The 26,017-nt window shown below is 54.0% G+C and carries 24 protein-coding genes and 1 pseudogene; 1 reads left to right on the forward strand and 24 read right to left on the reverse strand.

Annotated features, from left to right (window positions below; translation table 11 throughout):
- Window positions 1-15: 15 nt before the first annotated feature.
- From JI735_RS07220 to JI735_RS07250, 7 genes are all read right to left on the reverse strand, one after another.
- On the reverse strand, window positions 16-1,353 hold the full coding sequence (locus JI735_RS07220; RefSeq protein WP_039837358.1) for an extracellular solute-binding protein: 1,338 nt from the start codon (window positions 1,351-1,353) through the stop codon (window positions 16-18).
- Between the two features lie 115 nt (window positions 1,354-1,468).
- Window positions 1,469-2,266 (reverse strand): response regulator transcription factor, encoded by a 798-nt coding sequence (locus tag JI735_RS07225; RefSeq protein WP_039837360.1) that lies wholly within the window; start codon window positions 2,264-2,266, stop codon window positions 1,469-1,471.
- On the reverse strand, window positions 2,226-3,956 hold the full coding sequence (locus JI735_RS07230) for a cache domain-containing sensor histidine kinase (RefSeq protein ID WP_233476452.1): 1,731 nt from the start codon (window positions 3,954-3,956) through the stop codon (window positions 2,226-2,228). Before JI735_RS07230 ends, JI735_RS07225 begins: the two co-directional genes overlap by 41 nt.
- Window positions 3,957-4,303: 347 nt before the next feature.
- Window positions 4,304-4,504 (reverse strand): cold-shock protein, encoded by a 201-nt coding sequence (locus JI735_RS07235; protein WP_039837363.1) that lies wholly within the window; start codon window positions 4,502-4,504, stop codon window positions 4,304-4,306.
- A gap of 257 nt (window positions 4,505-4,761) precedes the next feature.
- Window positions 4,762-5,040, reverse strand: a complete 279-nt coding sequence (locus JI735_RS07240; protein ID WP_039837365.1) for a hypothetical protein — start codon at window positions 5,038-5,040, stop codon at window positions 4,762-4,764.
- Window positions 5,041-5,144: 104 nt separating this feature from the next.
- A complete protein-coding gene (locus tag JI735_RS07245) occupies window positions 5,145-6,248 on the reverse strand; it encodes an MBL fold metallo-hydrolase (protein ID WP_202677249.1) in 1,104 nt (367 codons plus the stop codon).
- Window positions 6,249-6,345: 97 nt separating this feature from the next.
- Window positions 6,346-7,059 carry an HAD family hydrolase gene (locus tag JI735_RS07250; RefSeq protein ID WP_039837375.1) on the reverse strand — a complete coding sequence of 238 codons (714 nt, stop codon included), beginning with the start codon at window positions 7,057-7,059 and terminating at the stop codon, window positions 6,346-6,348.
- Between the two features lie 145 nt (window positions 7,060-7,204).
- Between JI735_RS07250 and JI735_RS07255 the strand changes: the two genes are divergently transcribed.
- Window positions 7,205-8,041 carry a copper amine oxidase N-terminal domain-containing protein gene (locus JI735_RS07255; protein WP_202677251.1) on the forward strand — a complete coding sequence of 279 codons (837 nt, stop codon included), beginning with the start codon at window positions 7,205-7,207 and terminating at the stop codon, window positions 8,039-8,041.
- Between the two features lie 631 nt (window positions 8,042-8,672).
- Here the strand turns inward: JI735_RS07255 and JI735_RS07260 are convergent.
- The 17 genes and pseudogenes from JI735_RS07260 to JI735_RS07340 form a co-directional block, all read right to left on the reverse strand.
- Window positions 8,673-8,921 (reverse strand): type B 50S ribosomal protein L31, encoded by a 249-nt coding sequence (locus tag JI735_RS07260; RefSeq protein WP_020425948.1) that lies wholly within the window; start codon window positions 8,919-8,921, stop codon window positions 8,673-8,675.
- 133 nt (window positions 8,922-9,054) lie between these two features.
- Window positions 9,055-9,951 (reverse strand): GNAT family N-acetyltransferase, encoded by an 897-nt coding sequence (locus JI735_RS07265; protein WP_202677252.1) that lies wholly within the window; start codon window positions 9,949-9,951, stop codon window positions 9,055-9,057.
- Window positions 9,951-10,739, reverse strand: a complete 789-nt coding sequence (locus tag JI735_RS07270) for an SDR family oxidoreductase (RefSeq protein ID WP_202677253.1) — start codon at window positions 10,737-10,739, stop codon at window positions 9,951-9,953. The genes JI735_RS07265 and JI735_RS07270 overlap by 1 nt, the downstream gene beginning before the upstream one ends.
- Window positions 10,740-10,876: 137 nt before the next feature.
- Window positions 10,877-11,200, reverse strand: a complete 324-nt coding sequence (locus JI735_RS07275; RefSeq protein WP_202677254.1) for a hypothetical protein — start codon at window positions 11,198-11,200, stop codon at window positions 10,877-10,879.
- A 135-nt stretch (window positions 11,201-11,335) separates the two neighbouring features.
- Complete coding sequence (locus JI735_RS07280) at window positions 11,336-12,190, reverse strand: diguanylate cyclase domain-containing protein (RefSeq protein ID WP_039837386.1); 855 nt, start codon at window positions 12,188-12,190, stop codon at window positions 11,336-11,338.
- Window positions 12,180-14,279, reverse strand: a complete 2,100-nt coding sequence (locus JI735_RS07285; RefSeq protein WP_039837387.1) for a cellulose biosynthesis cyclic di-GMP-binding regulatory protein BcsB — start codon at window positions 14,277-14,279, stop codon at window positions 12,180-12,182. Before JI735_RS07285 ends, JI735_RS07280 begins: the two co-directional genes overlap by 11 nt.
- Before the next feature lie 43 nt (window positions 14,280-14,322).
- The gene (locus JI735_RS07290) at window positions 14,323-15,573 is read right to left on the reverse strand and encodes a glycosyltransferase family 2 protein (protein WP_039837388.1); all 1,251 of its coding nucleotides are present in this window, start codon (window positions 15,571-15,573) and stop codon (window positions 14,323-14,325) included.
- Window positions 15,574-15,598: 25 nt separating this feature from the next.
- A complete protein-coding gene (locus JI735_RS07295) occupies window positions 15,599-17,164 on the reverse strand; it encodes a hypothetical protein (RefSeq protein WP_202677255.1) in 1,566 nt (521 codons plus the stop codon).
- A pseudogene (gene wsfD, locus JI735_RS38115) lies at window positions 17,161-18,697 on the reverse strand (glycan biosynthesis hexose transferase WsfD). Before wsfD ends, JI735_RS07295 begins: the two are co-directional and overlap by 4 nt.
- A 25-nt stretch (window positions 18,698-18,722) precedes the next feature.
- The gene (locus JI735_RS07305; RefSeq protein ID WP_039837393.1) at window positions 18,723-19,874 is read right to left on the reverse strand and encodes a hypothetical protein; all 1,152 of its coding nucleotides are present in this window, start codon (window positions 19,872-19,874) and stop codon (window positions 18,723-18,725) included.
- Window positions 19,875-20,419: 545 nt separating this feature from the next.
- Window positions 20,420-21,433 (reverse strand): potassium channel family protein, encoded by a 1,014-nt coding sequence (locus tag JI735_RS07310; RefSeq protein WP_039837394.1) that lies wholly within the window; start codon window positions 21,431-21,433, stop codon window positions 20,420-20,422.
- Window positions 21,434-21,437: 4 nt separating this feature from the next.
- The gene (locus tag JI735_RS07315; protein ID WP_020427415.1) at window positions 21,438-21,830 is read right to left on the reverse strand and encodes a DUF350 domain-containing protein; all 393 of its coding nucleotides are present in this window, start codon (window positions 21,828-21,830) and stop codon (window positions 21,438-21,440) included.
- Window positions 21,827-22,426, reverse strand: coding sequence for a signal peptide protein (locus JI735_RS07320; protein WP_408638047.1), 600 nt, complete (start codon window positions 22,424-22,426; stop codon window positions 21,827-21,829). The genes JI735_RS07315 and JI735_RS07320 overlap by 4 nt, the downstream gene beginning before the upstream one ends.
- Before the next feature lie 43 nt (window positions 22,427-22,469).
- Window positions 22,470-23,693 carry a glutathionylspermidine synthase family protein gene (locus JI735_RS07325; RefSeq protein ID WP_039837396.1) on the reverse strand — a complete coding sequence of 408 codons (1,224 nt, stop codon included), beginning with the start codon at window positions 23,691-23,693 and terminating at the stop codon, window positions 22,470-22,472.
- Complete coding sequence (locus JI735_RS07330) at window positions 23,690-24,418, reverse strand: hypothetical protein (RefSeq protein WP_039837397.1); 729 nt, start codon at window positions 24,416-24,418, stop codon at window positions 23,690-23,692. Before JI735_RS07330 ends, JI735_RS07325 begins: the two co-directional genes overlap by 4 nt.
- 23 nt (window positions 24,419-24,441) lie before the next feature.
- On the reverse strand, window positions 24,442-24,648 hold the full coding sequence (locus JI735_RS07335; RefSeq protein ID WP_039786996.1) for a hypothetical protein: 207 nt from the start codon (window positions 24,646-24,648) through the stop codon (window positions 24,442-24,444).
- Window positions 24,649-24,872: 224 nt separating this feature from the next.
- Window positions 24,873-25,997 carry a response regulator gene (locus JI735_RS07340; protein WP_039837398.1) on the reverse strand — a complete coding sequence of 375 codons (1,125 nt, stop codon included), beginning with the start codon at window positions 25,995-25,997 and terminating at the stop codon, window positions 24,873-24,875.
- Between the last annotated feature and the right edge of the window lie 20 nt (window positions 25,998-26,017).

Here is a 26,017-nt window from a genome sequence, read left to right on the forward strand (position 1 = left end):
AATCGCCTGAACCCCTCAGTTTTGTTTGTCTATCGCTTCTTTATGCTTGGCGGCGAACTGCTCCGGTGTCACCGCTTTGCCGAACAGCGCCTGAATCATATCCAGGTGGACCTGTGCGGCGCCTGGCTTCATCTGCACATCCGCAAACAGGGTGAGGCTGCTGGCATGATTGAGTTCGTTAAGCAGATCCACGTAGAGGTGCGGCAGCTCGGAATTTGAAGTATCGACTTTCGTTGCCGGAATAACGCCTGCGGTGGTTACAGAATCCTGTCCCCACTTGGTTACAAAGTACTCGACAAATGCTTTGGCTTCTTCCTTGACCTTGGAGGATTCTGCTACGAACAGGCCCACACCGGGTCCGCCCACCCAACTGTTGATGTCCCCTTTGCCGCCGTCTACAGTAGGGAACTTGAAGAATTTAACCTTGTCCTTGAACTCCTGCCGGATATCCGGGTTGGTGGTAAAGTTAGGCAGCTCCCATGTTCCTGTCAAATACATGGCCGCTTGTTCATTCACGAACTCCGACTTGCCTTCATCGTTGGACAAGCCGTTAAAGCCCTTATTGAAGGCGTTCATATCCACCAGCGTCTGCACCTCAACCGCCGCCCGGATCAGCCCCGGATCATCAAATGAGCCTGTCCCATTCGTCGCTCTCTTCAAGGTATCGCTTCCCGCGATCCGGTCAGCCAGATACATGTACCACAGCGAGCCGGTCCAGCGGTCTTTGTTGCCCAAGGCGATCGGGGCTACACCGTTATCGGAGAGTTTTTTCACAACATGCTTGAATTCATTATAGGTTGCCGGAACTTGCAGATTGTATTTAGCAAAAATGTCTTTGTTATAATAAACCGGCGAGATATTCAGCTCGATGGGCAGGGCGTAGGTCTTGCCATCCACCACAAAAGCTTCGGTAGTACCGGGAACGAATTTTTCTTTAAGCTGTTCACCGCCCAGGACATCATCCAGCGGGGCGAACAATCCGCCTTTTACATAAGGCTCCATGAAGCCCGCCGCCCAGGTGATACCTACATCCGGCAGCTCGTTGGAGGCCGACAGCACCTTCAGCTTGCTCTTGTACTGCTCGTTTTCTAATACTTCCTGCTTGATCGTGACGTTCGGATAATCCTTTTGGTATTCATCTATTATCTGTCCAACCAGTTTATTCTGCTGGGCCGAGATTCCCGCCGGCCATAAATGCATCATTGTAATGGTAACTTTCTGTGCCTGTGTACCAGTGGATGCCAAGGCATTGGCCGGGGAGCCTGTACTGATCCCGGCCCCGCTGCAGCCTGACAGAACGAGTCCCAGCATATACATTAATACCAGGTTTTTGATTATCTTGTTCCTTGGCATTCCTACAACCTCCATAATTTTTGTTATACGGTTAATGTAAACGCCATCATTTACATTTTAGCATCGCGGCCGGAGGACTATAAGATCACGATTATTGGTTATAATTCCACTTTTATTAGATTTCGCTGCGACCCTCCTTCATTTGATGGCGGTAGCGGCTGGGACTCATGTCTTCCAGGGACTTGAATACCTTGATAAAATATTTATCCGTACGGTAGCCCACCCGTTCACCGATCTCTACAATCGGCAAGCTGGTCTGCAGCAGCAGCTCCTTGGCCCGCTGAATTCTCAGGCGTGATAAATATTCGCTGAACGGCACTCCGGTCTGCTCCTTGAAAAGCACGCTGAAGTAGCTCGCATTCAAGTGAATCCTTCCGGCCACCTCAGCCATGGTCAGCTGCTCATGCAGATGCTGCTCCACATAGGCCAGGGCTTCTTTTACCGGCTCACCCATCCCCGCTGTATCGGGATCGATCTCCAGCAGCTTATGGTCAACCAGCTTTTCCAGCTTCTCGCGGCGCTGCTGCTCTTCTTCCTGCTTCAGAGCAGCTTCGACTACCTGCACCAGTTCCTCTTTGTCCAGCGGCTTCAGCAGATAATTGACCGCCCCCAGCCTAAGCGCCTGCTGCACATAATCAAATTCAGCATAGCCGGAAATAACAATAATGACCGGCTTCCGCACTTGCCCCTCCAGCGAGCGGATCAGATCCAGTCCACTGACCTCAGGCATGCGGACATCCGTAATCAGCAGATGTACCCGCCCATGCAGCAGCCGCTCACGCGCATCAATTCCATTCTCCGCCGTTTCTACGATATACCGGCCAGCCGCCCACACCTCCAGTGTCTGCCTGATGCCCTGCCGCGTTCTCGGCTCATCGTCCACGACCAGAATCGTTCTGTTGCCCAGATTCATAGGTATGCCCTCCATTGTTCGGAATTTCAAAAGTAATTACGGTCCCCTCGGACAGCTTGCTCTCAATATTCAACCCTTTCACTCCTGTTCCTTCCGCTTCGTAGTACAGCCTGATCCGTCGCTGCACATTCACAAGCCCTATTCCCGTTCCCTTGGCGGAGATGGATGGACCGCCTTCAAGCGCACTGTACAGTGAATGCAGGGTATTGGCATCCATTCCTGGCCCGTTGTCCTGTACGGTGATTTGCGTCCAGCCTTTACGCTGGGCCGGAGCAACAATTACACTGACCGTTCCGCTGCCCACCCGGCTCTCCACCCCATGGAGAATGGCGTTCTCGACGATGGGCTGAATAAGCAGCTTAGGCACCGGTACAGCAGCCTCCTCCGGACCAAGCTGAATAGTCCAGGATAAGCGGTCCCCCATCCGCATCTCCATAATTTTCAGATACCGCTGTACCTGCTCCATTTCCTCCCCTAGCGTAACCCACTCATCCTTGTTCGGATTTCCGATAATGTACCGGAACAGCCTCGACATGACAACAACAAGCCCGGCTAGCTCCTCTTCGCCCTTCTCCTCAAGCGACCAGTTGAAGGCCTCCAGCGTATTGAACAGGAAATGGGGATTGATCTGCGCCTGCAGCGCCTTAAGCTCCGTCCGGCTCTGGAGCACTTCTTTTTCATACACGACCCGGATCAGATCATTCATATTGGCAATCATGCCGTTATAGGTATTATTCAGCTCTCTAAGCTCAATCGTGGATACCGACTCCGGGTTAGGCGTGAGCACCCCAAGCCTGGACTTGCGCATCGCCCGGATCAGCTGGATAATCGGCCTCGTGATCATCGTGGACAGCACAAAAGACATAATCAAAAAGAGCAGGGTTCCGAACCCGCCAGAGACGAGCAGCACCGTTCTCAACACAGAGAGACCTCTGGTAACATAGCTTACCGGAGTTAGCACCAGCAGCGTCCAGTTTGTCTTGTCTGAGCGCAGCTTCACCTGCACATATTCCTTGCCCCGGAAGCTGACCGTCTGGTCCTTGCTGGCAAGCAGCGGCAACAGCTCCGCCTGCGGTTCCTCACTGCTGCCGAGCAGCTCGCCTTCGTCATTCACCAGCAGCACAGACTCGCCCCCGTCGCTGCCGGACAGCGGATCATCGAGCTGGAAATAGCTGCGCTGGATCCGGGCCATCAAATAGCCGCCCCGTGAGAACCAGCGGTCCATCAGACTGACCTGGCGGATGGCCAGCAGGCTCTCTTCGTCGTTGGGATCGACACCGATCCACACCAGTCTGCCCTTTTTGGTATTGGCTGAGGTGATATAGGCACTATTGATCCTTGTCTCCAGGCTGCCGTCCTTGATAGGGAACAGCAGCCGGTAATCCGCTGTGTACAGCTCCAGAGAACCCACGCTTGGCATGTATGCCTGATAGCTGGAGATAATCTGCAGCAGAGACTGCCGCTGGTTGAACGTAACGGATTTGCCGTCAAGCTCTTCCGTCAGCAGTTGTTGAATGGTCGGATGATTCGCCACCTGCTCCATCAGGCTGTCGATCTGGCCGATCAATGCATCGAGCCTCCCGTTCGCTTGCACCGCAGTCTGCTGGATATGCCGTTCCGCATTGTTTTTCAGCAAATAGGAGACCCTGTTGTACACGAATGCACCGGACACAGCAATAATAATCAGCATGACCAGCAGGAAGCCAATGAATATTTGATTGCGCAGCGTATTCAATTCTTTGATTTTCCCATACACTTCGGATACTCCCTTTCCCGTGGCAGCGTTTCCAATCTTATTCTCCAAAAGTTCCGCCGATTGTCAAGACGAATCATTCCCCTTAGCCCGGCACGGTAAAAAGACCCTGAGCCGTCCCCCTTGTATGGGTTACGTTAAGGGCCATCGCTTGGATCAGATGAACATGAAGCGGGGCCTTGCATGGAAGCTGATCCAGGCAATTTGCCGGGACCCTAATATATCCTTTCTGAAAAACAAAAAAAGCCGCCCTTAACTTGTGTTAAGGACAGCCTTTTTTCAAATTACAGTTTTACAACATTTTCGGCTTGTGGTCCACGAGCGCCTTCAGTTACGTTGAACTCAACGCGTTGGCCTTCGTCCAAAGTCTTGAAGCCTTCGCCGGTGATTGCGGAGAAATGTACGAATACGTCGCTTCCGCCTTCAACCTCGATAAAACCGAAACCTTTGTCTGCATTGAACCATTTAACTGTACCTGTTTGCATGATAGTACCTCCAATATTTTATTTAACACATGTCCTTTTATTTCTACGTATTGTACGAACAAATAAAAATTCACACATTGTAAAAGGATTCATACGCACAAATGATAACCCTTTACAATATGTGAATTAAGGTTTACTTTATGTTGAAATTTATTGTAGCACACTCCTTATGCGAAAGCAAAGGAATAACTAAAAATAAAAATATTCTGCCCGGTCCGTGCACCTCCGTAAAGGCCCTAACCGGGCAGCCGCAAGGTTCAGTCGATATAACCAGCCAGCCCTTTATCCATTAAATAATCCATTTCCGCATCGAGAATGCTCTCCACGGCCAGTTCATCCAGCTTCACATCACGCTGGGCGACGACGTAGTCCACCAGATCATCATTGTCGATGTCCACCTCGCCTTTGGCATTTGCCTTGGCCTTATTAATAAAGGTCTGCTCATGCTTCAGCACCAGCCGGATCAGCTTCGGGTCCACCTTCGTCTGCGCGGCCAATACATCCACTAATTCCTGCTCGTTTACTTGATCACTCATACTATTTCTTCAGCTCCTCGGCATTTATGCTCAGCTAACCTGAAATAACGGTCTCCGATTCTTACGGCATTATTGTACCCTAACTCCCCGCTCAGCCGCGCCCCTCATTTCCACCATGCAAGTGAGGGTACCTCTGCCGAACCGGCATAGACCGGCTCGCCGATGCGCGGGGTAGCCAGCCGGACGCCGTGCGCCTTAGCCGCTGCGAAGACACGCTCCACCGGATCGGTCCAGTCATGCATCGACAGGGTAAACGCCGCCCAATGAATGGGAATCATCAGTGCCCCGCGGACATCCAGATGCGCCTGAACCGACTGCTCCGGGAGCATATGAATATCCGCCCAGCGGGGATCGTATTGGCCGCATTCCATCAGCGTCAGATCAAAAGGGCCATATTTCTCGCCAATTTCAGCAAAATGGGGGCCATACCCGCTGTCGCCGCTGAAAAAGATCTTCGTCTCTGCTCCCCGGATAATCCAGGAGCACCAGAGCGTGGAGTTGCGGTCCAGCAGGCTGCGTCCGGAGAAGTGCCGTGCCGGAGCACTGGTCAGCGTAAGCCCCGCATACTGGAACTCATCCCACCAGTCCTGTTCACGGATCTTCTCCCGGCTCACTCCCCAGCGCAGCAGATGAGCGCCGACGCCCAGCGGCACAATGAACATGCCTACCTTGTCCTTTAACTGCTTGATCGAGCCGTAATCGAGGTGGTCATAATGGTCATGGGAGAGCAGCACAGCATCTATGCGGGGAAGCTCCGAAATCTCCATCGGCAGCTGCTTGCTGTAACGCCGGCCGCCAACGAACGGAAACGGGGAAGGGGAGCGGCCCAGCATAGGGTCCAGGAACAACGTCACTCCATCCATCTCCAGCAGCACAGCGGAATGCCCGAACCAGGTCACGCGGGTATCCCCGCTCTCCTGAATCGAACCGGGCAGCAGCTTCTCAGGAATCAGGGGCTGCGGAGGCCGCGAGCGGGGGTTGCCTTTGATGAAGTCCTTGAGAATGGAAAGGCTGCTTCCCGCGCTGTTCTCCATCATCACGGTTGCAGCCGGATAGACAAACTTGCCGTCCTTATAGTTCAGGGAGCGGCTTATGATTTGCTTCTCCTTCCTGGAGGCCCGTCGTCCAAAAGCGGGATAAAAGGTCATTACAATGTAAGCCACTGCAGCCAGCACCACAAGGGATACAGCGATGATTATTAAGGTCATGGTCCAGCCCTTCTCTCCAGCATAGTCATTCTATGGACATATTATAAGGCGGTCCAGGCCAGCGGGGCAAATGTCGCGCGGGAACCCACTGTGAAAGCTACAAATTCCAGCCGGGAATTTTGCGCAAATCGCCATCCCAGATCTGGACGGTGCTCTGTACCGGCACATCAGCCGGTGAAGAGGCGGTGCGGATATAACAGGAATCTATTCCCACCGCCGCCGCACCGGCCATATCGGTACGCGGATCGTTGCCGATCATGATCGCCGAGCTTAGATCCGCCCCGTATTTCTCCGTCAGGTAGCGGTAGAACAGCGGGTCCGGCTTGCTGATCCCTGCCTCTGACGAAATCGCCACACCGTCGAATAAATGCAGGATGCCCAGCATGGTGAGCTCGGCTTCAATGAAGGTTTTCTGCCCGTTGGAGAGCAGAAATACTTTTTTGCCGCGTGATCTTAAGGCCCGGAGAATTTCCTCCACCCCGCTGTATAAGGAGATCTTAATCATCGACAAGGTGCGCAGCCATCTTACGGTTTCATGCAGCCAGGCCTGCCCCGGATTTCCGCCCAAATCGCGGGCCACCGCGCGGAACACCTCCTCCATCACGAAGTCCGGATATGCACAGTGCTGCCCAGCGGCAGCCAGCTGCCCGTCCCGCTCCCGCAAAAAACACTGCTGCAGCTCCACTCCGGAAATATTCAGCCCATGATAACTGAAATGGAGCGACAGCCGCTCCCAGAGTTCAGGCCGCTCCTCATCTGTCTCAATATCAATCAGCGTGCCATACAGATCAAAAATGTAAGTCTGATACATCTTTCCCCTCCTGACCATTTCTGAAGCGATTGTTAATATTTTCATTTTAAACCGATCCGGAGTTTATGCAACATATTCGCAGGCCATAACGTTTAGAAGTTTAATAGAATAGGCAACCGGAAAACTAAATCAAAGGAGCATATCCATGAACGCTGCCCTGAAAACAAGTGCAATCCTGCTAACCTTATCACTCGCTCTCACAACCGGAGGGGTCTCGGCAGCCCCCAGCGCTGCGTCCACCCCCAATCACAGCACTATACACGCCCCCTCTGCCGGGGCTGCAGTATTCTCCATATCCATTAACGGTTCTGCTCTTTCCGAGCCCGGCTTCCAGTCCCCCGGCAGCAAAGAGCCTCTGCTTCCTCTGCGCGCCGTTGCCGGTGCACTCGGCTTCACTGTGGCCTGGAATGCGCAGACGAAGGCCGTAGACCTGAATAAAGGCAGCATCTTCACCTCTGTAAAAAACGGCAAGGACCGCTATGCCGTCAATAAGATGTATATCCAGCTCGGAACAGCTCCGCAAACGAAGCAGAACAAGCTGTATGTCCCCGCCTCCTTTGTAAGCAAAGTGCTGCGTCAATCGCTTAGCGCGGAGGGACAGCGGATCGTGATCAACCCGGCAGCAGAGCATATCAGCGAGACCGGTGTTATCACAGCCATTACCGATGCGGACAGCTACCAGTCGGTACGTATCCGGGGCATCGGCACCGAAGGAATGATTCTGAATGTGGGGAAGGATACCAGGCTTAACCGCCAAGACGGCTCTGAGCTGGCCTTCAGCGAGCTTCATATCGGCATGACCGTGGAAGCGCAGCACTCCCTGATCTCCACCCGCAGCCTGCCCCCCAAACACCGGCCTACCAAATCACTGTACTGGACGGGGAGACACAGGATAACCTGCTTGGCACGGCAGGTACGGTCCAGCAAGTCACTTCAGGAGAGGATGGCACGGTCAGCTTTCGCATCCGTGGCAGTGCACTGAGCGAGAAATCGCAAAACGAGGTTGTCCTTCGCCTGGCAAAGGACACGATAGTCATTAATGAGAACGGTGAGACTGCGTCGCCGGCCGATGTGATCCAGGGAGCCGAAGTGATCAGCTTCTATAGCCCTTTGCTGACCCGCAGCCTGCCTCCATCAGGCACAGCTTTGAAGGTAGTTTTGAAGGCGGACAAGCTGTAAGAAAGGCTTCCGACTTATACAACAGCCGCGCCCCTGCAGATAGAGGGTCGCGGCTGTTGTACTGTGTGAACCGCACTTGGCCTGGCTCCATCCTGGCGCCAACACAGCGAAGACCCTGCAGGCAGCCCGCAGAGTCTTCAAAAGGTGAGAAGTGAATATTTAGTTATGCCAGGTTCCACAGGCTAGGGTACTTTTCCGGTAAACAATCGACGCCATCTCGATTTGTTTTTGCCTTTCAGATAGTACATGGGTGAAATCAACTACCTTTCGGAATACACATTACATGCCGTTCCAATCGCTATAATTGACACCTTCCACTTCCCACCTACTTATTAATACCCGTTATCCGTGCGCGATAAGCAGCCTGTACAAAAAAGAGGACTTCCCGTATACCATCTGCATGGCTGCGGAATATCCTCTGTGCGGTAAAACTATTATTTCTTCTGCGCCAACCGTTGTTTGAACTTGTCCACACGGCCGCCAGTTTCGGTATCTCTTTGTTTACCAGTGTAGAACGGGTGGGATGCGGAGCTGGAGTCCACACGGATCACCGGATAAGTGTTGCCGTCTTCCCATTCCATAGTTTCATTGGACGATTTGGTGGACGAGCTCAGGAATTTGAAACCTACGCTGGCATCCAGAAAAATCACCTGGTTGAATTTAGGGTGTATGCCTTCTTTCATTGTAGTAACCTCCTTCCCGTACATATACAATCTCTATGGCAAAATGAAGCGATCTCTTGGGAGATAACTAAATCCACAGATTTACACGCCATACTATCATACGCTATCCGGGGCGCTGAGTCAATCACCTAAATTAATCCAACACCCGCTCCATGTGTACAAGCTCACTCCGTACGCTGAATCCGGCGGCTTCCAGCCAGCCCCGCGTTCCAGAGTCGGCAGCCGGGGTATGCACCGTGCTCAGGCTGACCCCGCTTCCGCTATAGCTGAAGATACGGCTAAGCAGCAGATGGATAAGCTTCCCCCTCTCAGGGAGGTCATCGCGCAGCTTGCCGGGATACAGCTGAATCCCGCTGAGCTGCCCCGTCCCCGCATATCCCCGCCGGAACTGGACATACCCCAGTGCGGCTCCGTTCTGCTCGGCAATCAGACAGCGTCCGTCCTTGAGGCTGGGCCAGTGAGTCTGCCAGGGACCGGAATAGTCATAGAACGGCAGCACCGCCGCTTCTGCAGCCGCACACTCACGAATCTGCAGACCGGCTTCTTCACCGCTCCCCCAGGCTTGTTCCGGCGCCGCCGGGAACGAAGGCTCTCCGTCCAATGCGTAGAACAGCGTAGTTCCTTGCCCACGGTAGCCGTGCTTTTCATATAGGGCAATCGCAGGCTCGTTCTGTACAAAGGCTTCCAGCCTGGCTGTCTGCGCTCCGGCGAGCTTGTATCTGCGGATGTTCTCTTCCAGCAGACGTCCGCCCATGCCCTGGCCCCTGTAGGCCGGAAGGACGGCAGTCCCTCCGTTCCAGGCCATGGTTTCCCCGTTCACCGTACGCAGCCCGTTCAGTGTGAAGCCCACCGCCTGCCCGTCTGCATAGAGCATGATGGATTCTTCCGGCAGCAGATCCTCGCGGTGGAACCTGCCCAGAAACGTCCGGCAGTCCATCTGCAAATTCGCATAGTAATCCTGAAACCCTGCATTCCAGGCAGCGAGTGTGTCCTGCAGCGGAATTTCGCTGAATGTTCTGAACGTAACCATTACAGTGACTTCACCATCCCGCCGTCGATCAGCAGAGACTGGCCGGTAATATAGGTATTGGCAAAAGACCCCAGGAACACGGCTGCCTTGCCGAACTCCTCCGGCGTTCCGCTTCGTCCGGCCGGAATTTGGGCCAGCGCCTCCTGCTCAACCTGCTCACGGGAGATGCCGCGGGCATCCGCCCGCTTGCCGTCCAGCTGCAGAATCCGGTCAGTGCCGATGCGCCCGGGAGCAAGCGAATTAATCAGGATGCCCTCCGGGGCAAGCTCCGTCGCAAGCGTCTTGAACAGCGCGCTCACACCCGCCCGGAAAACATTCGAGAGGATCAGGCCGCCAATCGGCTGCTTGACCGAAACCGAGCTGACGCCCACAATGCGGCCCCCGCCGCTTGAACGCAAGTAAGTCAGCGCCTCGCGGATCATGCGCACCGTGCCCATCAGCGTAAGCTCATAGCCGCCGCTCCAGTCCGCGTCGGTCATCTCCTCAAAGCCGCCGCCCGGAGGACCTCCGGCATTGGTAACCAGCACATCCAGCCCGCCTCCGTATTCGGCGGCGGCTTCAATCGCCCGTCCGATCTCCTCCGGGCGGTTCACATCCATCCGCACCACGGCCACCTCACGACCGGTTGCCTCAGCAATGGCCCGCCGGGCCGCTTCAAGCTGCTCCAGGTTCCGGCTGGCGATGGTCACCTTCGCACCTTCGCGTGCGAATTCCAGCGCAGTAGCTAGTCCCAGCCCCTTGCTGGCTGCAGCGACAAATACCGATTTCCCTGTAAGACCCAAATCCATTCTCTCCGCCTCCTTGTTCCGATACCCCGGGGGCCGGTTGCCTGAGTAACCGGCCAGCACAGCCGAGGCCCAGGTTTCCGTACCGGTAGTTCCGGTAATGCTAGTTTCCGTGCTGCCAGTAATCGGCAGCCGATAAACTAATTGTAGTATAGCCCGGACCCCGGGTCCAGACTCCCGCCCTTCAGCTTGAGCATGGGCAAAAGCAAACCGGCCACTAATTCTTCAACAACGGCATTTCTACCGTTATTTCCAAGCAAACTGGCCGCCGCACCTCCAACAACGGCATTTCTACCGTTATTTCCAAGCAAACTGGCCGCCGCACCTCCAACAACGGCATTTCTGCCGTTGTTTCCAAGCAAACTGACCGCCGCACCTCCAACAACGGCATTTCTGCCGTTGTTTCCAAGCAAACTGACCGCCGCACCTCCAACAACGGCATCTCTGCCGTTGTTTCCAAGCAAACTGACCGCCGCACCTCCAACAACGGCATTTCTGCCGTTGTTTCCAAGCCGCCTCCTTAAGGGCAAACAAACCAAATAGCGGTGAGCCCGCCAGCGCGCTCACCGCTATCTATACAGATACAGACTATTTAACGGCTACACATCATACTCCAGCTGTTTCTTGGCCTGCAATATGAAATCGAACGGGTTCTCAACCGTTTCTGCCTCATATTGCACAGCCCCGATTTTCAGCCCCAGATTCACCTTGTATTTGGCCGAGAACTCTGTATCATTCAATTCCTGAAGCTTGAATTTGATCCGCTCAATGACAATCTTGGCCCCCTCGCGGTCCGTGAACAGCAGCAGCCCCCAAGTGGCGTCCTCCTTGTCCAGCAGATACAGCGCATCATTGGTGCGGATACTGGACTGGCTGAGCTGGGACACATCGTAGATCGCCTCGGACAATTGCTCCTCCGGGATCAGGCGGCGAATTTCACTCCAATACTTTACCTTGACCACCAGCAGTGTCAGCGGAATGCTGTAGCGGGTGGAGATTCCCGTGAACAAGCTGGCATCCTTTTGAAAAGAAATAATGTTCCGCAGATCGGTGTTCTCGTCGACGGCGGCAAGATTGGCCGTTCTTATCTCCAGCCGCTCATTCTCGGCCTGAAGCTCCCGGGTTCTGGATGCAAAAACCCAGATTACTACTGTAAGCAGCGGGGTCATAATCAGCCAGAAATACGTATTGACGCCAATAGTCCCGCCCTCCGACACCGTCTGGTAGAGGACGAAGAAGCCGTAACCGAAAATAAACGCCAGATTCAGCACCAGCCCCGCAGTCACGGTAGTGAAATAGGTAACCAGCGCCAGCAGAAAAGCAATATTCAAAATAATAATGTTCTGGATGTATTGATCGGGCGAACCTGCGATAAAGACGATACATATGAAGTTCAGCACCAGGAACACCAGAAAAGCGAGATCGGAAAAAAGGCTGCTGCGGTTACGTCTCACGCTTATCCCCCCGTTTCTTCATATGTTTGCGGAACAGCAGAAGCAGCGAGACAAGCACCAGCGTGACCGCAAGCACAACCGCCACCACGAAGCCCAGCACCTCGCTGCGTTCCGTGATTTGCGAAATCACAGAGTCCTTGCCGGCTCCTGTAATCGTTTTGAAGCGGTATGCGCTGACGTTGCCGTCCTTGTCAGCGGTCACCCCGTCGCCATATACCTTCCATTTGTCCTTATCGCTCGCGATCAGCTTAGAGACCAGATACATATCCTCCGTGCTGACTCCGGTTACTGCCATGAAGCCCCGCCCGTTCTCATACGGGGATTCCAGCAGCTGCAGCGTGCCGATCTCCGCCCCATACTGTTCATCGATGCTGATCTTCTCATTGGAGAGAATCGTGGACCCATCCTTGCTGTACCGGAAATACAGCTTGTCATTGTTGTCACGGATCACCTTGTTATCTTTATAGGAGCCGATGGCGATTATATTGTTGTTCTTCAGATTCTCTGCACTGACAGCATCCGTGTAAAAGTGGACATCCCCTGTATTGCCGCCTGCATATTGACCCAACAGATTGAAAATATTCGCCAGGCTCCGGTACGTGTAGTTGTCCATTTTCTGCGGAAGCACCACCGCCACATGGTTGTAGATCTCATCCCGCAGGAACGGATACGGATAATTGTTGAACAGCAAATCCGTGCGGTCCTTGGTGTTCAATTGCATCGCAGTTTCCTTGCTGATGTAGGCCCAGGGCATTTCCCCCGTATTCGGGGTACAGATGGCATTGTTCATTTCCAGATCAAATGCCACGGTCACCGAGAAATTGCCGGAGATATTCAGGCTCTGCGGGATCGCCAGATTCAGTATATCGCCGTTTGCCAGCTCCTTGGTCAGCCGCTTGCTGCCGATCGGTGTATCGTTGATGCTTACCGTCACCAGCGAGCGGCCGAAGTCCAGATTCTCCGCATAGCGGAAATCAAGGCTGATTTTGCCGGAATCGGCAATCGAACGGTTCGAAGGCAGCGTGACGAAGTAGGTCTGTTCCTGATGGTTCGGACCGGTCAGCTTATCTCCGGTTTCGGTAAAGGTCACATTGGAGCTGATAGCCAAAGCCGGTGATGACACATCGGTGGCATCATCAATGACCTTCTTGTCGCTGCTGATCTGGCTGACCAGCTGACGGTTGGCGAGCAGCCGCCCGGCCTTGATCAGCAGGCTCTCATCTTTGGAAGTGACGACCAGCGTAGGCCGGCTATCCTTGTCCAGCAATTGGATAAGGGCATGCTCTTCCAGGTCTACGGAAGCATCAAGCTGATGCTTCAGCCCACCCGGTATATGGTCCGCCAGGGCCAGCAGCACCACAAGCCCCCTGTCTCTGACGGCTTCTTCAGTGTAAGGCAGCAGCGGAAGCGTTTTGTCAGCTAAGGTATTGGCCTTGGCGAAGCCTGATAAGGCATAGGTGGCCGCCTCCAGTTCAGAACCGCTGGCATGGCCCGGCACACTCAGGAGGCTTTGGCCTCTTTTCACGTAATCCATACCGGAGAACCGCTCGCTGAAATCGCTGATTCCCCCATCCAGGGCTTTGGGCATATAGGCTACCGCAACACTGGAGGTGTTGAACAGATGCAGCCAATTATCCGGTGTGTTGTCCACGTAGCAGACCTGGTTATTCTCTGCGGCTGTCCGCAGGTAGCCCTGAATGCTTAGCGTATTCACTCCTTGCTTCAAAAAGCTCTTTGGTGCCGGAATGGTCACACTCTGCTCCCCGTTGTTTTGCAAAGAAGGCCTGAAGGAGTAGAAAGGACTGCCGTTCAGGGACAGTGTGACACTGGAAATCTGGTCTTCGGTGATTTGTGAAACCTGAAAATGCAGATTGACCTTAAGGTCCTGCACATTCCAGTAATCCATTACTGTGAAATACTGCTGCTGCTGCGAGCTTGTTCCCGTAAGTGAACTGTCGCTGCCGGTAAACGTTGTCTCGTACGTCAGCCTTCCGTCGCCCGGGACCGCCGCTGCTGCGGAAGCCGCCTGGAGCGGGATCAGGAAAAGGGAGAGGCAGAGCGCCCACATCATGATCTGTTTTTTGTTCATAGTCCGTATCTCCTGTTTCACTGATTTCTTGGCCTGCAGAGGCCTAGTAGCGTTCCGTCTTGTACCATTTGGCTTCCCGTTTGAAGATGACATCTTTGAGATAGTTGTATAGCCCGTAAGCGGCAACGACCATCCACAGCTGGCAGTAGGATACATACATCAGCAGAATGATCCAGAGATTGGACAGGCTCATCTCGCCCTTCTCTGTCGTCAGCGTGACGAAGATGCCCACTACAAACAGGATGATCGCAAGCAGCCACAAGAAGCTGCTGAGTCCGGCAATGGTCGTATGCACATAGCCCATCGCATGCAGCACAAGCAGCAGGTCCGAGGTGACCAGCGAAATCAGCAGCAGGAAGTAGATGGACAGATAGTACAGGATATCGAAACGGATTTTGGCCGCCGAGCGGTCGAACAGCAGCGGAATGTTTTTGACAATGACATAGATATTTCCCTTGGCCCAGCGCGTTCGCTGTTTGAACCAGACTTTCACGGTCTGCGGCTCCTGCTCCCAGGTGACGGATTTCGGCTGGAATTTGATCCGGTAGCCCATCATGTAAATGCGGAAACTGATCTCCGTGTCTTCAGCGATTGCTTTGACATCCCAGCCGCCGATGCTCTCCACAATCGACCTGCGCATAATGAAGTTGGTGCCGGGGATCGTGCACAGCTTGAACAGCTTCCAGCGCCCGGCCTGGGCCATCCATTGAAACGACAGCGTCTCAATATTAATAAACCGGGTGAGCAGGCTCGCATCACGGTTGCGGGTCCGGAATTTGCCGATCACCGCACCGAGCGTGGCATCATTCATGATCTCGGCGACCAGATACCTCAGCGCGGTCCGCTCCGGCGTATTGTCCGCATCATAGATTGCAATCAATTCTCCCCGGCTGCGGGTGAAGCCGATGTTCAGCGCATTGGACTTTCCTTTGCCCCCCGTGACCGCATCCGTGTTGATGATAATCAGATTGCGCTCCGGCTGGCGGCTCTGAATGCGGCCCAGCAGCTCAGCGCTGTTGTCGGAGGAGTTGTCATTGATCACAATAATCTCGTACCGGTCATGCGGGTAATCCAGCGCCAGCAGGGATTCGACGGTTTTGCTGATCACAACGCCCTCGTTGTGTGCAGGCACCATAATCGTAACAAACGGATACTCGCCCTTAATCTCCGGGACATTCTCATTTTCGGTTTTAATATAGTACAGATAGCCCGCTATAATCAGAGCCACGTTGACCAGCAGCAGGGACCAGATGCAGATCACCGCAATCACCATCAGCACATCCGAGATCGTCATTTTGTTCTCCTACATCCAATTTTCATTATTTCAAATATTTCTTCCGGTACAGCCTGTACCCGATAGAGAGCAGGCCTCCGAACAGCAGCAGGGTCACAATAATCACTATGATAAAAAATTTGCTCTGCACACTGAACAGCTTCGTGAAGCTGCGGACCTGCTCTTCCTTGTATTGATAATCACTGCTTATGGCCTCCGGGGCATAACCGACATTCAGAGGGGTGCCGTTCACCAGAACCACCCCATCCTCCGAGACCACCGTATTCTCATCCGTAACGGTTTGGTGCCCTCCCTGCTTATAATCGGCAAAAGAGATCCACTGCCGTTCCAGTGTCTGCAGCAGCGCATCCAGGCCGGCTTCATCTTCAGGAAGCTCTGCGGTTACTGCTGTATTCAGCGGCAGCTGCGGCATGGCATGGCCGTGGTGCTCCAGCCGCTGCAGGTACTCCGGTGTCAGACTGTAGAGAGAGGAAGCGAATGCCTTGGAGACATTCGTCTGTTCCATATGCAGGACAGTCTCGTCCGGGAACAGCACAGCGGAGTCGAAAAAGCCCATGCCCGCTTCCGCATACTCCCTGTCATACGCCCAATATAGGTTCGCACCGATGCCAAGCGGCGCAATGCCGTTCTTCACCAGCAGATTCACAAATCCGCTCATCTTCCGCCCGAGCGTATGATCACTGCTGTTAATGGAGGGCATTACCTCCGGCGCATTCACCAGAATGCTGCCATTCCGCGACTGAACCACCTTCAGGGCGTCCAGGTAGCGCTGCATCGCCGGAAAATCGGTGTTACTGAACACCGGGCGGATACTGGCGATAAACGGAATCCCCGACTTGTATAGACGGTCTGCCGCCGCCTCCAGCAGGTCAAGGTCGGAGAACGGATAGATCTCTCTCAAGACAAGAAAGGTCTGCGGTACAGTCTTGTTCCCCAGCCATTCCCTAAGCACAGAGGCCATGCCCACGACACTGGCATTGTCCCGCTCCAGATAAGGGACATACGTATAGCTTCCGGCCGAGGCCGCAAAAGGCAGCTTCCGGCCGCTGCTCTTCAGGGTAAAGCTGCCATAGGTGCGTTCCGCCTTCACGGCCGCGATATAAGCCATCCCCCTTACCTGAAGATCAGAAGCAGTGAACTCCCCAACCGTGAGATCGGCAAGGTCTTCATCTGCGGTTCCTGCAGTCAGCTGCATGTCCTTCAACAGCCTGGCGGGAGGATGATAGCCTACATGCAGTGCCTGCCCCGTATAGCGCTCCGCATCCTCAAGATAACTCCGGTCCGCAGGAGCAAGATCCGCAGCATTCATTACCGTGATGACCCGGGTAAAAGAATCCATAGTCCCCGGCTCGTAATGATCGAGGCTGAGAAGTGTCACCTGGCAGCCCATGGCGGACAGCAGCCGCTGCAGCTCACTTACATTGCCTTCCCGAACAGTGCCTTTGCCCAGGCTGTCGTATAGAAGCAGCACCCTCTGCGGAGCGGAGGCGTCCTGCGCAGCCCGGGCCTGTACCGGCGGAGCGGCAGACAGCAGTACAAGAACAGTAACGATCAGCGGCAGCAGCAGACGGGCAATCCTCCGTTGGTTCAAGCGCTCACACCCTTCTGCACCTCAGGATATTGCCCTGCCTTGCTGGCCGCAGGATGGCGGCCGGCCGACACCTTGCGGCCAATCACATCAGCCGCCAGCATGAAGGTGACCAAATCGAAGCATAAAGTGAACAGGAATTCATGCTTCGAAATGTCGGCGTCCCCCGCTCCGATAATCGAGACGAAAATCCCCGACAGGCCGACCCCCATGCTGGCCAGAATCAGCACCATCCGCTGTAAGGCCCGCATATTCCGGGCTTTGACGGCCTTCACGAAGGAAGGCATATAGAGGCCAATAACCAGCGCCATCCAGAGCAGGATGAAGCCGAAGGTTTTGGGTGCAAGCTTTTGCTTAAGCAGGCTGTAGGCCGTAAAAAATGGCTCTGGGCCCGGAAAGCCTTGCCTTCCGACTCTTCATAATTGCCCATCGCCGCAGGCTTGATCGAAAAAGCGCTGCGGGCCGCCACATTCAGAATGGAACCAAGCTGGTCGGGATTCGTTGCATAGTATTTGAGGATAGAGCCAAAACCGTAGCGGCTGTAGAAATCCTTTTCAAGCATTGGCGAATTCACATCCACCGTCCCATATTGCTCGTAATAGATGCTGCCCTTCAGAATGGCGTACTGCTCATCGATTCCGAATGATTTCAGCGTTGTTTCCGGATTGGAGGATTCCTTCAGCACCCCCGGGTCATGGCATGATATTGGTTGATATTCACAAATTCTTTGGAGATGTTCAGGTAGGTAGCTATTCCGGCCAACATCAGCAGCGCCATGGAGACAAGCGTCAGGCTGCGGAACAGACGGTCCCGCCGGATCCAGACGAGCGATATTCCGAGCACAGCAATAATCATCCCCACCGGGGCATTCTGCTGCTTCGAGGTCGTCAAAATGATGCTGCTGAGGACGAACAGGCCGAGAAGAGCATAGTCGTTGTATCTTTTGCGGTAGAGCAGCAGCCAGGAGGCGAACACGAAGATCATCATGATCATGACGACACTTTCACTGTAAAAAGAGTTGAAATAGGCGGTGTATCCCGTATCTCCGAACACCAAAACGGCGATAACGGCAATAATCATGCCTTGCTTGCGCGACATTTTGCAGGTGACCGCCTCGATTAAAAGATAGATGGCAGCAACATAAAGAACCGTGTAAATGGCTGCCTGAAAACGGATGTCGAACACGGTGCTGCTGAAGACCAGCTTATTCAGACCCATAGACAGCTTGATGAACAAAGACTGGGAGGAATCCAGGGTCGCGCCATTCTCGTTATAGTACTGATAGATTCCAAAATGCTTCACGAAATAGCCAAAATACTTGCTGTCATAGTCAGGCAGGTTGAAATAGAGGCCATTGCTGTAAATGTTGCGGAAAAAGTCGCCGTTGTCGGCCATTCCTATGTAAGGAGCTGTAAACAAAGCAATAACCGTAACCAGCAGTACACCGAAGGCTGCTGCAAAAGCGGGCGAGACCCGCAGTCCGGCGGGCATGATCTGCTGCCGCAGCGTTGTTTTTACAAGGTTGTCTTCAATCATGCGGGCTCACCTTCGTTACTGTGGTTTAGAGTGAATAAGAATAGGCCAATAAAGCCATAAGATTGTCAAAAGAATAGGCCTGTCCGGTGTCCGTATTGCCGAATCCCCCGGACAGCGGACTGTCCGCATCCCGAATCTGGAATTCATTCATTCTCGCAATCGCTGCTTGATAGAGTGAGTCGTCTCCGGCCTCAGCGCCGATCATGGCCGCCAGAGCGTAAATCGCGGTGGAGCGGATATCGTTCAGCGGCTTCCCGTCACGGGAGTATTGCCCGTACAGGGTTCCGGCCGCGACCTGTTCCTTGATATAGCGGATACTCGCAGGCTTCTGCTGGCCTGTCTCGGTCAAATGCAGAATGCTCAGCAGGGATTCCACCGTATTGATATTATCAGAGCTGTAAGCTCCCGTATGATAATCGAATCTTGTCTCATAGAAAGGGAAAGCATCCGAGAGGTAGCCTTCCTCCAGAATTCCATCCATGTTATGCATTAATATACCGCGTAATTCGCTGGATATCGATAGTTTTCGCAATATGCCCAAATCAATATAACACAAAGTTACGAAGTTGTTCGTAGTTTTGTAAACATTGTCGTAAAAATCATACATATATCCTTCTTTTACATTATTGTCATAGAATCGCTGGCCGTATTTATCTGCCTGCTCCGTATAAGCCGGCTCATCAAAAACTGCCCCCGCCTCATACAGGGCGCCAATCAGCCGCAGGTCATCCACCGCAGCATTCACAGGATACCGCTTCTGCTGCCTGGGGCTGTAGCGGTAGCTGAAGCCGCCTTCCATGTCAAAGGTTTGCTGCGCCAAAGCCCACTGGCCGGCAAACTGCTGCTTATCACCGGCAAGCGCAGCTGCGCTCATCAGGAGTGAGGCAGACTCGCTCAGCACCTCATGACCGGTGGCCGCTTCCCCGGATTGGTCTGTCTCCAGCAGGTTCGTATACACGCCGTAGGGACCGGTAAGCTGTTTCGCAATAAATGTGCTCAGCTCCTGCCGCTCTTTCCGGTGATCCATACTCCGGCTGGTAACGGCCGATGGCGATGGCGATGCGGTTAGCGTCTCCCCCGCTGTGGCGGCGGGTCCGGTAGCAGCTTCTTTGCCGCTGCAGGAAGCCAGCAGGAGAGAGAGTACAAGTAAGGTTGCTGCGCTGCGTTTGCTTGTCAATCCATCACATCCTTAAGAAAACCATATGTTTTCTATATAATATAACGGTAATATAAGTCACAGAATTAAGCATACAATTGATCATTATGTGTCAAATTCAATGAAAGATGCAATTTTTTCTGGAACAAACGGCTGCGCCGTGCTTCACTGGACGGTGTAGCCGTTTTCCCCTTCCCGCTCCCCCGCAAACGCTAGCTGGAAAAAGGTTAACTAATTCGCCCCAGCGCACCTATTCTCCGGTGATGAAGTGGAAAAAGGTACACTAATTCAGCTCATTTCGCCCCAGACGGAGAAAAGCAGCACAATTAAGCTCCCTTTTTCCACTTAACTCTCACAACTGTTGATTTTTCACAAAAATAAGCTCCCTTTTTCCAACTATCAACAGAAAACGCTTGGAACTCCGGTCACTGCCCATCTGCAATTTTCATGTTTATACCACCGTCACGGCTGAAATCGGCATTGTTTCCCAGATAACAAGAAAGAGCTGCCCGGGCCAGCCTGACCCGTACAGCTCTCTAGTTATAATAAGATTTGAGGCCTGTCTCCTAACCCTTGATCTGCCGGTAAGTCTCCTCATCCGAGACGATATAGAGCCTGGCGTCCTGCGGGATCGGCTGATCCAGCTTGCGGTTGATGCCCATATCTCCCCGGTCTGACAGCAGCGTCGCCCCCCGGCGCAGCAGGGCCTGAAAAGCATCGCCATAGGTATGCCAGGCGGCATCCCGCGGAATCTCATAGATGTCATCCCCATGCTCCCGGCTGAGCAGTTGGGTGATGACCTCGGAGTTCCCTTCCTGCAGCGCGGAGCGGACAGCCAGTCTTGAAATAGCATCGTGCGACAGCACGAATTCATTGACATGGACATGGCGGAAGTTTTGGATGTTCTTCTCCTGCATAATCTCAACAGTGGTATGTACCTGCGGGGCAATCCGCTCAATACTGGAGGCGATCAGCAGGGTTTTGCCGTCCGTCAGGGAAGCCTCGTCGATCCGCGTATCCCCGAATACAATGGCAGCCTTGGCTCCTTGAATACCAGCCTTCAGCAGGATATCGTCGCTGGAAGGGTCGCCGCTGATGAAGTGGACATGCTCCATCTGCTGCAGCGGATGCTGGCCGCTCTCGTCAATAATGACAATCCGGCAGTCCGGCGTATAGCAGAGAATCTCGTCAACAGCGGCTTGCGTTTTGCGGTTCCAATTGATCAGTACCACATGGTCTTTCCCGTGAAAGCTCAACGTCCCGGCTCCTCTCCTTCTTTGCAGTTCCCCCATGGCATCAATAATCTTCCCGATAACCAAACTGAGCAGCCCTATGCCAAAAACATACAGAAACATGGTAAACAGCTTACCCGCCACCGTGGCGGCAAAAAAGTCGCCGTAGCCCACGGTGGACATCGTTGTCATGACCCAATAAAAAGCATTAAACCAGTTACTAAAGGTTCCCGGCTCCAATAAAAAGGCAATAGTTGCGCTAATTAATACAAAAGCCAGGATTATCAACCCAATGGACTTCTTCTTCAGACGCATCAGCTTGCCGGACAAACGCAGCAGAAAATGCATCAGCTTAAATGATCAGACTGCTGACGGCAAAGGCCGTACCGACGAACACCAGGCAGAGCATCACGCCTACGGCAACATTCCCCTGCTTCAGATGATCCGAGATCTTGAAGCCCGGCGTGAACAGCTCGAAGATCCAGTAGGCGGCAATCAGGCAGACATAGCCTACCGCGAACCAGAGCATCATGAACCAGATCGAGGTATTTGTATATGCCGCCACACCAAGGATAATCGCCGTAGCCAGAAACTTGCCCCCTAGGGCCAGGGCTACAGCCACATTGCCTTTCTTCAACTCGTCCATGTCCTTGAACGGAGTCATCAGGGTGAATACAACCATCCCGAGTACCTGCAGCAGAATAATCGTCAACACACTCACTACCAGATTAATAACAATCGTCATTTTGCCCACCCCCGAAATTTTGCGTAGGCCGAATCATAATCGGCGAAATCATGCACTTCCTCCAGCACCACGGAGGCTTTCTTTTGTTTCTCCAGCGCTTTATACCGCTTATCGTCGATCGGCTGCTTGATCCGGTTGCCGGAAGGCAGCTCAACCACGGCAAAATTTCTGGTTTTGTTCTTGTACTCTGTCTTGTACACGCCGACAAGATCCACATCTGTCGTAATGGACACCTTCAGACGGGTCAAATCTTCGGCAGCCGTCTTCTGGTCAGCATACGATTTGATCGTGGTCCAGGAAGACAGGCGGATATCGTTCTTCTGATCCGCGTCCGTTACCAGTTCGGCATCCATAAACTGCAGGGTCCATATCTTGTCGCCGGTGGCATAATTGCCGTCGTTCGGAAGCATCTCATTATCCGGAAGTACCGTCATGTCGCTGCCGATTAGGTCGCCCACCGTGCCTTCCACCACCCGGTAGTCCCACGGCACGCGCGATACGCTGTCGGTCGATTCCGTATCCGTATGAAATACACTGTCCGGGTTGCCGGAACATGCGCCAAGCAGCAGCACTGCCATCAACAGCATGCCAAGCATTGCTCCAGCACGAACTTTGCTGTACGTCCCGCTCCAGCGGTTTCTATCCCTCTTCATCTTCAAGCTCCCTCACTCCTAGCGCGATAAAATGGCTGGCGTTGCCTGTAATCGGTCCGCCTGCGCGGCCCAAAAGCCCGCAAGGCACGCCGTTGATCACGAACATGCCGGTCAGCAGGTGAAGCTCCCCTTCCGGGGTCTGGATACGGGCCAGCTCCGCCCGCTTCTGATATACCGTCGGGAACAGCACGCTGCTGTCGAAGCCGTCCTCATCGGCAAGCTCCAGCGCCCCGCTGTCATCGAAGATCCGCACCGAACCGCCTTCACGGCCGAAGACGGATTTGGATACAAAGCTGCCGGAGAATACCGGCTTGTTGTAGGTTGGAAGAATGTAGCTGGCTATCGCCCGGCGTTCGTCCTCGCTGAAGAGCAGCCCCAGCTCATACATCCCCCATACGGCGGCGATCAGCCCCTTGGACTGCAGCAGGATGCTGTGCGGACCGTTGAACAGCTGAAGCTGTCCGCTCTCAATGGCATAGGCAAGCGCCTCTCCGCCGTCGTCCACCGCCATCCATTCCTTCGGATAGAGGGCGAACATCCGCCTGATGATCCGGTTCTCCGCATCCCTGACCGTGCCTTCGTCGATCCACAGATCCAGACAGTCGACGCAGCGGATGTCCAGACCGCTGTGCGCCACCAGCGCTTCAATCGTTCCGGAATCCTCCTGATGGGTTCCGTAAGCGACACAAGCCGCCGTATCCGGCTGTTCGATGCTCCAGGCAGCGGCCAACCGTTCCTTCATGCCGTTGTTCCGGCTTGAAATACCGGCTTGCCCGCAGATCCACGGCGTAGCAACCGATGCTTCCACATAGCCGGTGGGTGTATCCGCATTCAGCTCCAGCAGCTTGATCGTGCCGTCGCCGGCTACGGCGAAATCGAATCTGGCGTACCGGCTGATCAGCCCCGGCTCCGGCAGCGGAGTGTCATCCAGCATCTGCCACAGTACCGGAGGAATGCCCAGCAATTCATACAAATCATGCCGCCGGTGCACATAGCGGACGGCCTTGTCGAGGATGCTCCAAAGCTTAACGGAAGCCTCCTCCAGCTCCTTATAGGTCTCAACGCGCATCACGGCAACCGCGTCAAGCCAGTACTCCTCATCTTCCAGGTCAGCCCAGGTAAATCCGAGCTTATGCAGCTGTTCAACACGGGGTGCCCGTTCCAGCCCCGACTGGTCAAGGTATTCAAAGACGCTGTCTGCAGGACTCATCCGCCAAAACCGCTTTTGCCGGAGCTGCTCTTGCCGGCACTTGATCTTGAGGTAGAGCCTGATTTGCTGCTGGAACTGCCGCTCTTGGACGAGCCCAGACCGCTGGATTTGCCGCCGACTCCGCCTGCCTTGCTCGAAGTGTTCCTTCTGGTGATCGAGCCGGTGGACGAGGTGGAGGTACGGGGCTTAACCACTGAACCGGCTACAGGCTTGTTCTGGAAGCTGCCGCTGTTATAGCTTGGAGCCTTGTACTTAGTCCGTGTGCCGCCATAATAAGTTGGACGGTCGTTGTACCAGCTTCTTGACGAATAAAATGAGCCGCTGTTGAACAGCATGTGGTACAGCAGCAGATCATCCCAGCCGAAGCCGGAATTATAGCCGCCGTAATTGTTAATAACCGTTGTTCCGCCTGAGGTGACTACTCCTTGTCCTTCCTGCAGCACCTCTCCGGCGTTTTCTTCCGGGTAAGGGATGTTCCAGTCTACATTTTTGTCAAAATAAGCTTTGACTTCCTCCGTGGACCAGGACACCAGTGTCGGTTCCTCAGAGCTGCCGCTTGCCGCGGCGGTTCCCCCCGGAATAAATAAGGCATTGGCCAGCAGGGCAATGCCCAGCGACGTAGACAATACCCGGATCGGTTTGCCGTCCGGGGTGAATAGTCTGGATGCCGCCGATTCCTTCACTGGTGCTTTGGCTGGTTCCTTTGCTAGTTCATCTTGCGCCAATTTGAGATCCTCCTCTTCTGACATTATTCTTCTGTCCGCATGGGAACGAGCAGGAGCTCAAGCTTTCCCGCATCCACATTCAGCCGTCCTTCCACAGCTTCGTACTCCCGGCTGCCGACCACAATATAATTGACATGCTCCAGAGCCGCAACCATGTTCATGCTCCAGGTGCGCTCCTCAATCACACGCAATTCGCCTTCCGGCATCTTTTCAAACAGGATGACATTCATGCCATTATCCACTTTTTCCTCATCCTTCCTGATCACTATTATGCTTCTGATACGCTCTTAGCGCCATTTCGTTTCATTTCTATCCTGCAGGAAGCACAGGTACCCGAACTAGAGCACAAGCGGGGAAATCCGGTTAGCCGCGAGCAGACTCCCGGCATTGATAACCGTCAACGCTGGTAGGTCCCACTAAATTCTATGCCCTTACAATATAATTGGCAATATCTTCATAGAACTCTCTGAACCCAGCTGTCCATGAGGCTGCCGGGATGGATGCCCAGTTCATTATGCAGAAGCGCTTTGAATTTCTCGTAGTGTTTCCTGAATCCGACAAAATCACCCAGGTCGGCATAGCTCCGGAGCGCCAGCCGGCAAATCTCTTCCGAATACGGGTCGGCCTCCTGCAGGGACAACAGCCGGGCCAAAGCCTCACGCGGCCGTGCCGAACCCAGTTCATATTCGGCAGACCGGAGAGCCATCTGCACATAGGCGGTCTGCAGCTCCTTGCGCTTCGGCTCGGCCCAGTCATAGTGATGCTCATCCAGATAATCTCCCCGGTACAAGGACAGCACTTTATCCCGGCTGGCCCACTCCTGATCCGTCTCCACAGGAGTTCCGCGCCAGCCCCGTACGAAGTCCTCCACATCAAAGGACACGTCCTCATAGGTTAGACGGTACCGCTCCTGCGAGAACTCGACAAGCACATTCATCCCCCAGATCTTCAGCAGCTTGCGGATGTGGTAGACCGTTGTATGCAGATTAGTAACCGCTTTCTCCGGCTTGAAGTCCGGCCAGACCAGATCCACAATGGTATCCTTAAGTATCCATTGCCCGCGGTTATGGAGCAGCAGGGCAAATACCTCCTGCGCTTTGCTGGTCCGCCACTGCAGCTTCCTTCCAGGTTCGCTGGTGTCCAGAAATTCCAGCCGCCTGAAGCCGAGAATGGAGAGGGCCCGCGCTTCTGCAGCGGACTCCGCCTCCTTCGCCGACTGCTTCTCACGGCTCTCCAGCCGTTCCAGCGTTTTGCCTAACCGCTGCGAGGTTACCGGCTTCAGCAGATAATCAATCGCGTTCAGCTCAAAAGCCTCAATGGCATACTCGCTGTAGGCTGTAATGTAGACGATACGGATGCTGCGGTCCAGGACCGCGATATGCTCCGCTGCCTCAAGCCCGTTCATCTCCGGCATGCCAATATCGAGAAAGACAATATCGGCCCGCTCCTGCTGCAAGTGCTGGAGGCCCAGCCGTGCCGAGGTATACTTTCCGCTGATCTCCAGCCGTCCATCCTTGGCCAGGAGGCGTTCAAGGTGCTGCAGCGCAGGTTTCTCATCGTCGATCAATATTGCCTTCATGGGCCAGATTCACCTCTTGT

The sequence above is a fragment of the Paenibacillus sonchi genome, assembly GCF_016772475.1.
Classification (GTDB): Bacteria; Bacillota; Bacilli; order Paenibacillales; family Paenibacillaceae; genus Paenibacillus_AQ; species Paenibacillus_AQ sonchi.

Coding starts and splice junctions, on each gene's coding strand:
- JI735_RS07220 (WP_039837358.1), bottom strand. CDS start 1,353: ATGCCAAGGAACAAGATAATCAAAAACCTGGTATTAATGTATATGCTG.
- JI735_RS07225 (WP_039837360.1), bottom strand. CDS start 2,266: ATGAATCTGGGCAACAGAACGATTCTGGTCGTGGACGATGAGCCGAGA.
- JI735_RS07230 (WP_233476452.1), bottom strand. CDS start 3,956: ATGCTGATTATTATTGCTGTGTCCGGTGCATTCGTGTACAACAGGGTC.
- JI735_RS07235 (WP_039837363.1), bottom strand. CDS start 4,504: ATGCAAACAGGTACAGTTAAATGGTTCAATGCAGACAAAGGTTTCGGT.
- JI735_RS07240 (WP_039837365.1), bottom strand. CDS start 5,040: ATGAGTGATCAAGTAAACGAGCAGGAATTAGTGGATGTATTGGCCGCG.
- JI735_RS07245 (WP_202677249.1), bottom strand. CDS start 6,248: ATGACCTTAATAATCATCGCTGTATCCCTTGTGGTGCTGGCTGCAGTG.
- JI735_RS07250 (WP_039837375.1), bottom strand. CDS start 7,059: ATGTATCAGACTTACATTTTTGATCTGTATGGCACGCTGATTGATATT.
- JI735_RS07255 (WP_202677251.1), top strand. CDS start 7,205: ATGAACGCTGCCCTGAAAACAAGTGCAATCCTGCTAACCTTATCACTC.
- JI735_RS07260 (WP_020425948.1), bottom strand. CDS start 8,921: ATGAAAGAAGGCATACACCCTAAATTCAACCAGGTGATTTTTCTGGAT.
- JI735_RS07265 (WP_202677252.1), bottom strand. CDS start 9,951: ATGGTTACGTTCAGAACATTCAGCGAAATTCCGCTGCAGGACACACTC.
- JI735_RS07270 (WP_202677253.1), bottom strand. CDS start 10,739: ATGGATTTGGGTCTTACAGGGAAATCGGTATTTGTCGCTGCAGCCAGC.
- JI735_RS07285 (WP_039837387.1), bottom strand. CDS start 14,279: ATGAACAAAAAACAGATCATGATGTGGGCGCTCTGCCTCTCCCTTTTC.
- JI735_RS07290 (WP_039837388.1), bottom strand. CDS start 15,573: ATGACGATCTCGGATGTGCTGATGGTGATTGCGGTGATCTGCATCTGG.
- JI735_RS07310 (WP_039837394.1), bottom strand. CDS start 21,433: ATGCATTTTCTGCTGCGTTTGTCCGGCAAGCTGATGCGTCTGAAGAAG.
- JI735_RS07315 (WP_020427415.1), bottom strand. CDS start 21,830: ATGACGATTGTTATTAATCTGGTAGTGAGTGTGTTGACGATTATTCTG.
- JI735_RS07320 (WP_408638047.1), bottom strand. CDS start 22,426: ATGCTTGGCATGCTGTTGATGGCAGTGCTGCTGCTTGGCGCATGTTCC.
- JI735_RS07325 (WP_039837396.1), bottom strand. CDS start 23,693: ATGAGTCCTGCAGACAGCGTCTTTGAATACCTTGACCAGTCGGGGCTG.
- JI735_RS07335 (WP_039786996.1), bottom strand. CDS start 24,648: ATGAATGTCATCCTGTTTGAAAAGATGCCGGAAGGCGAATTGCGTGTG.
- JI735_RS07340 (WP_039837398.1), bottom strand. CDS start 25,997: ATGAAGGCAATATTGATCGACGATGAGAAACCTGCGCTGCAGCACCTT.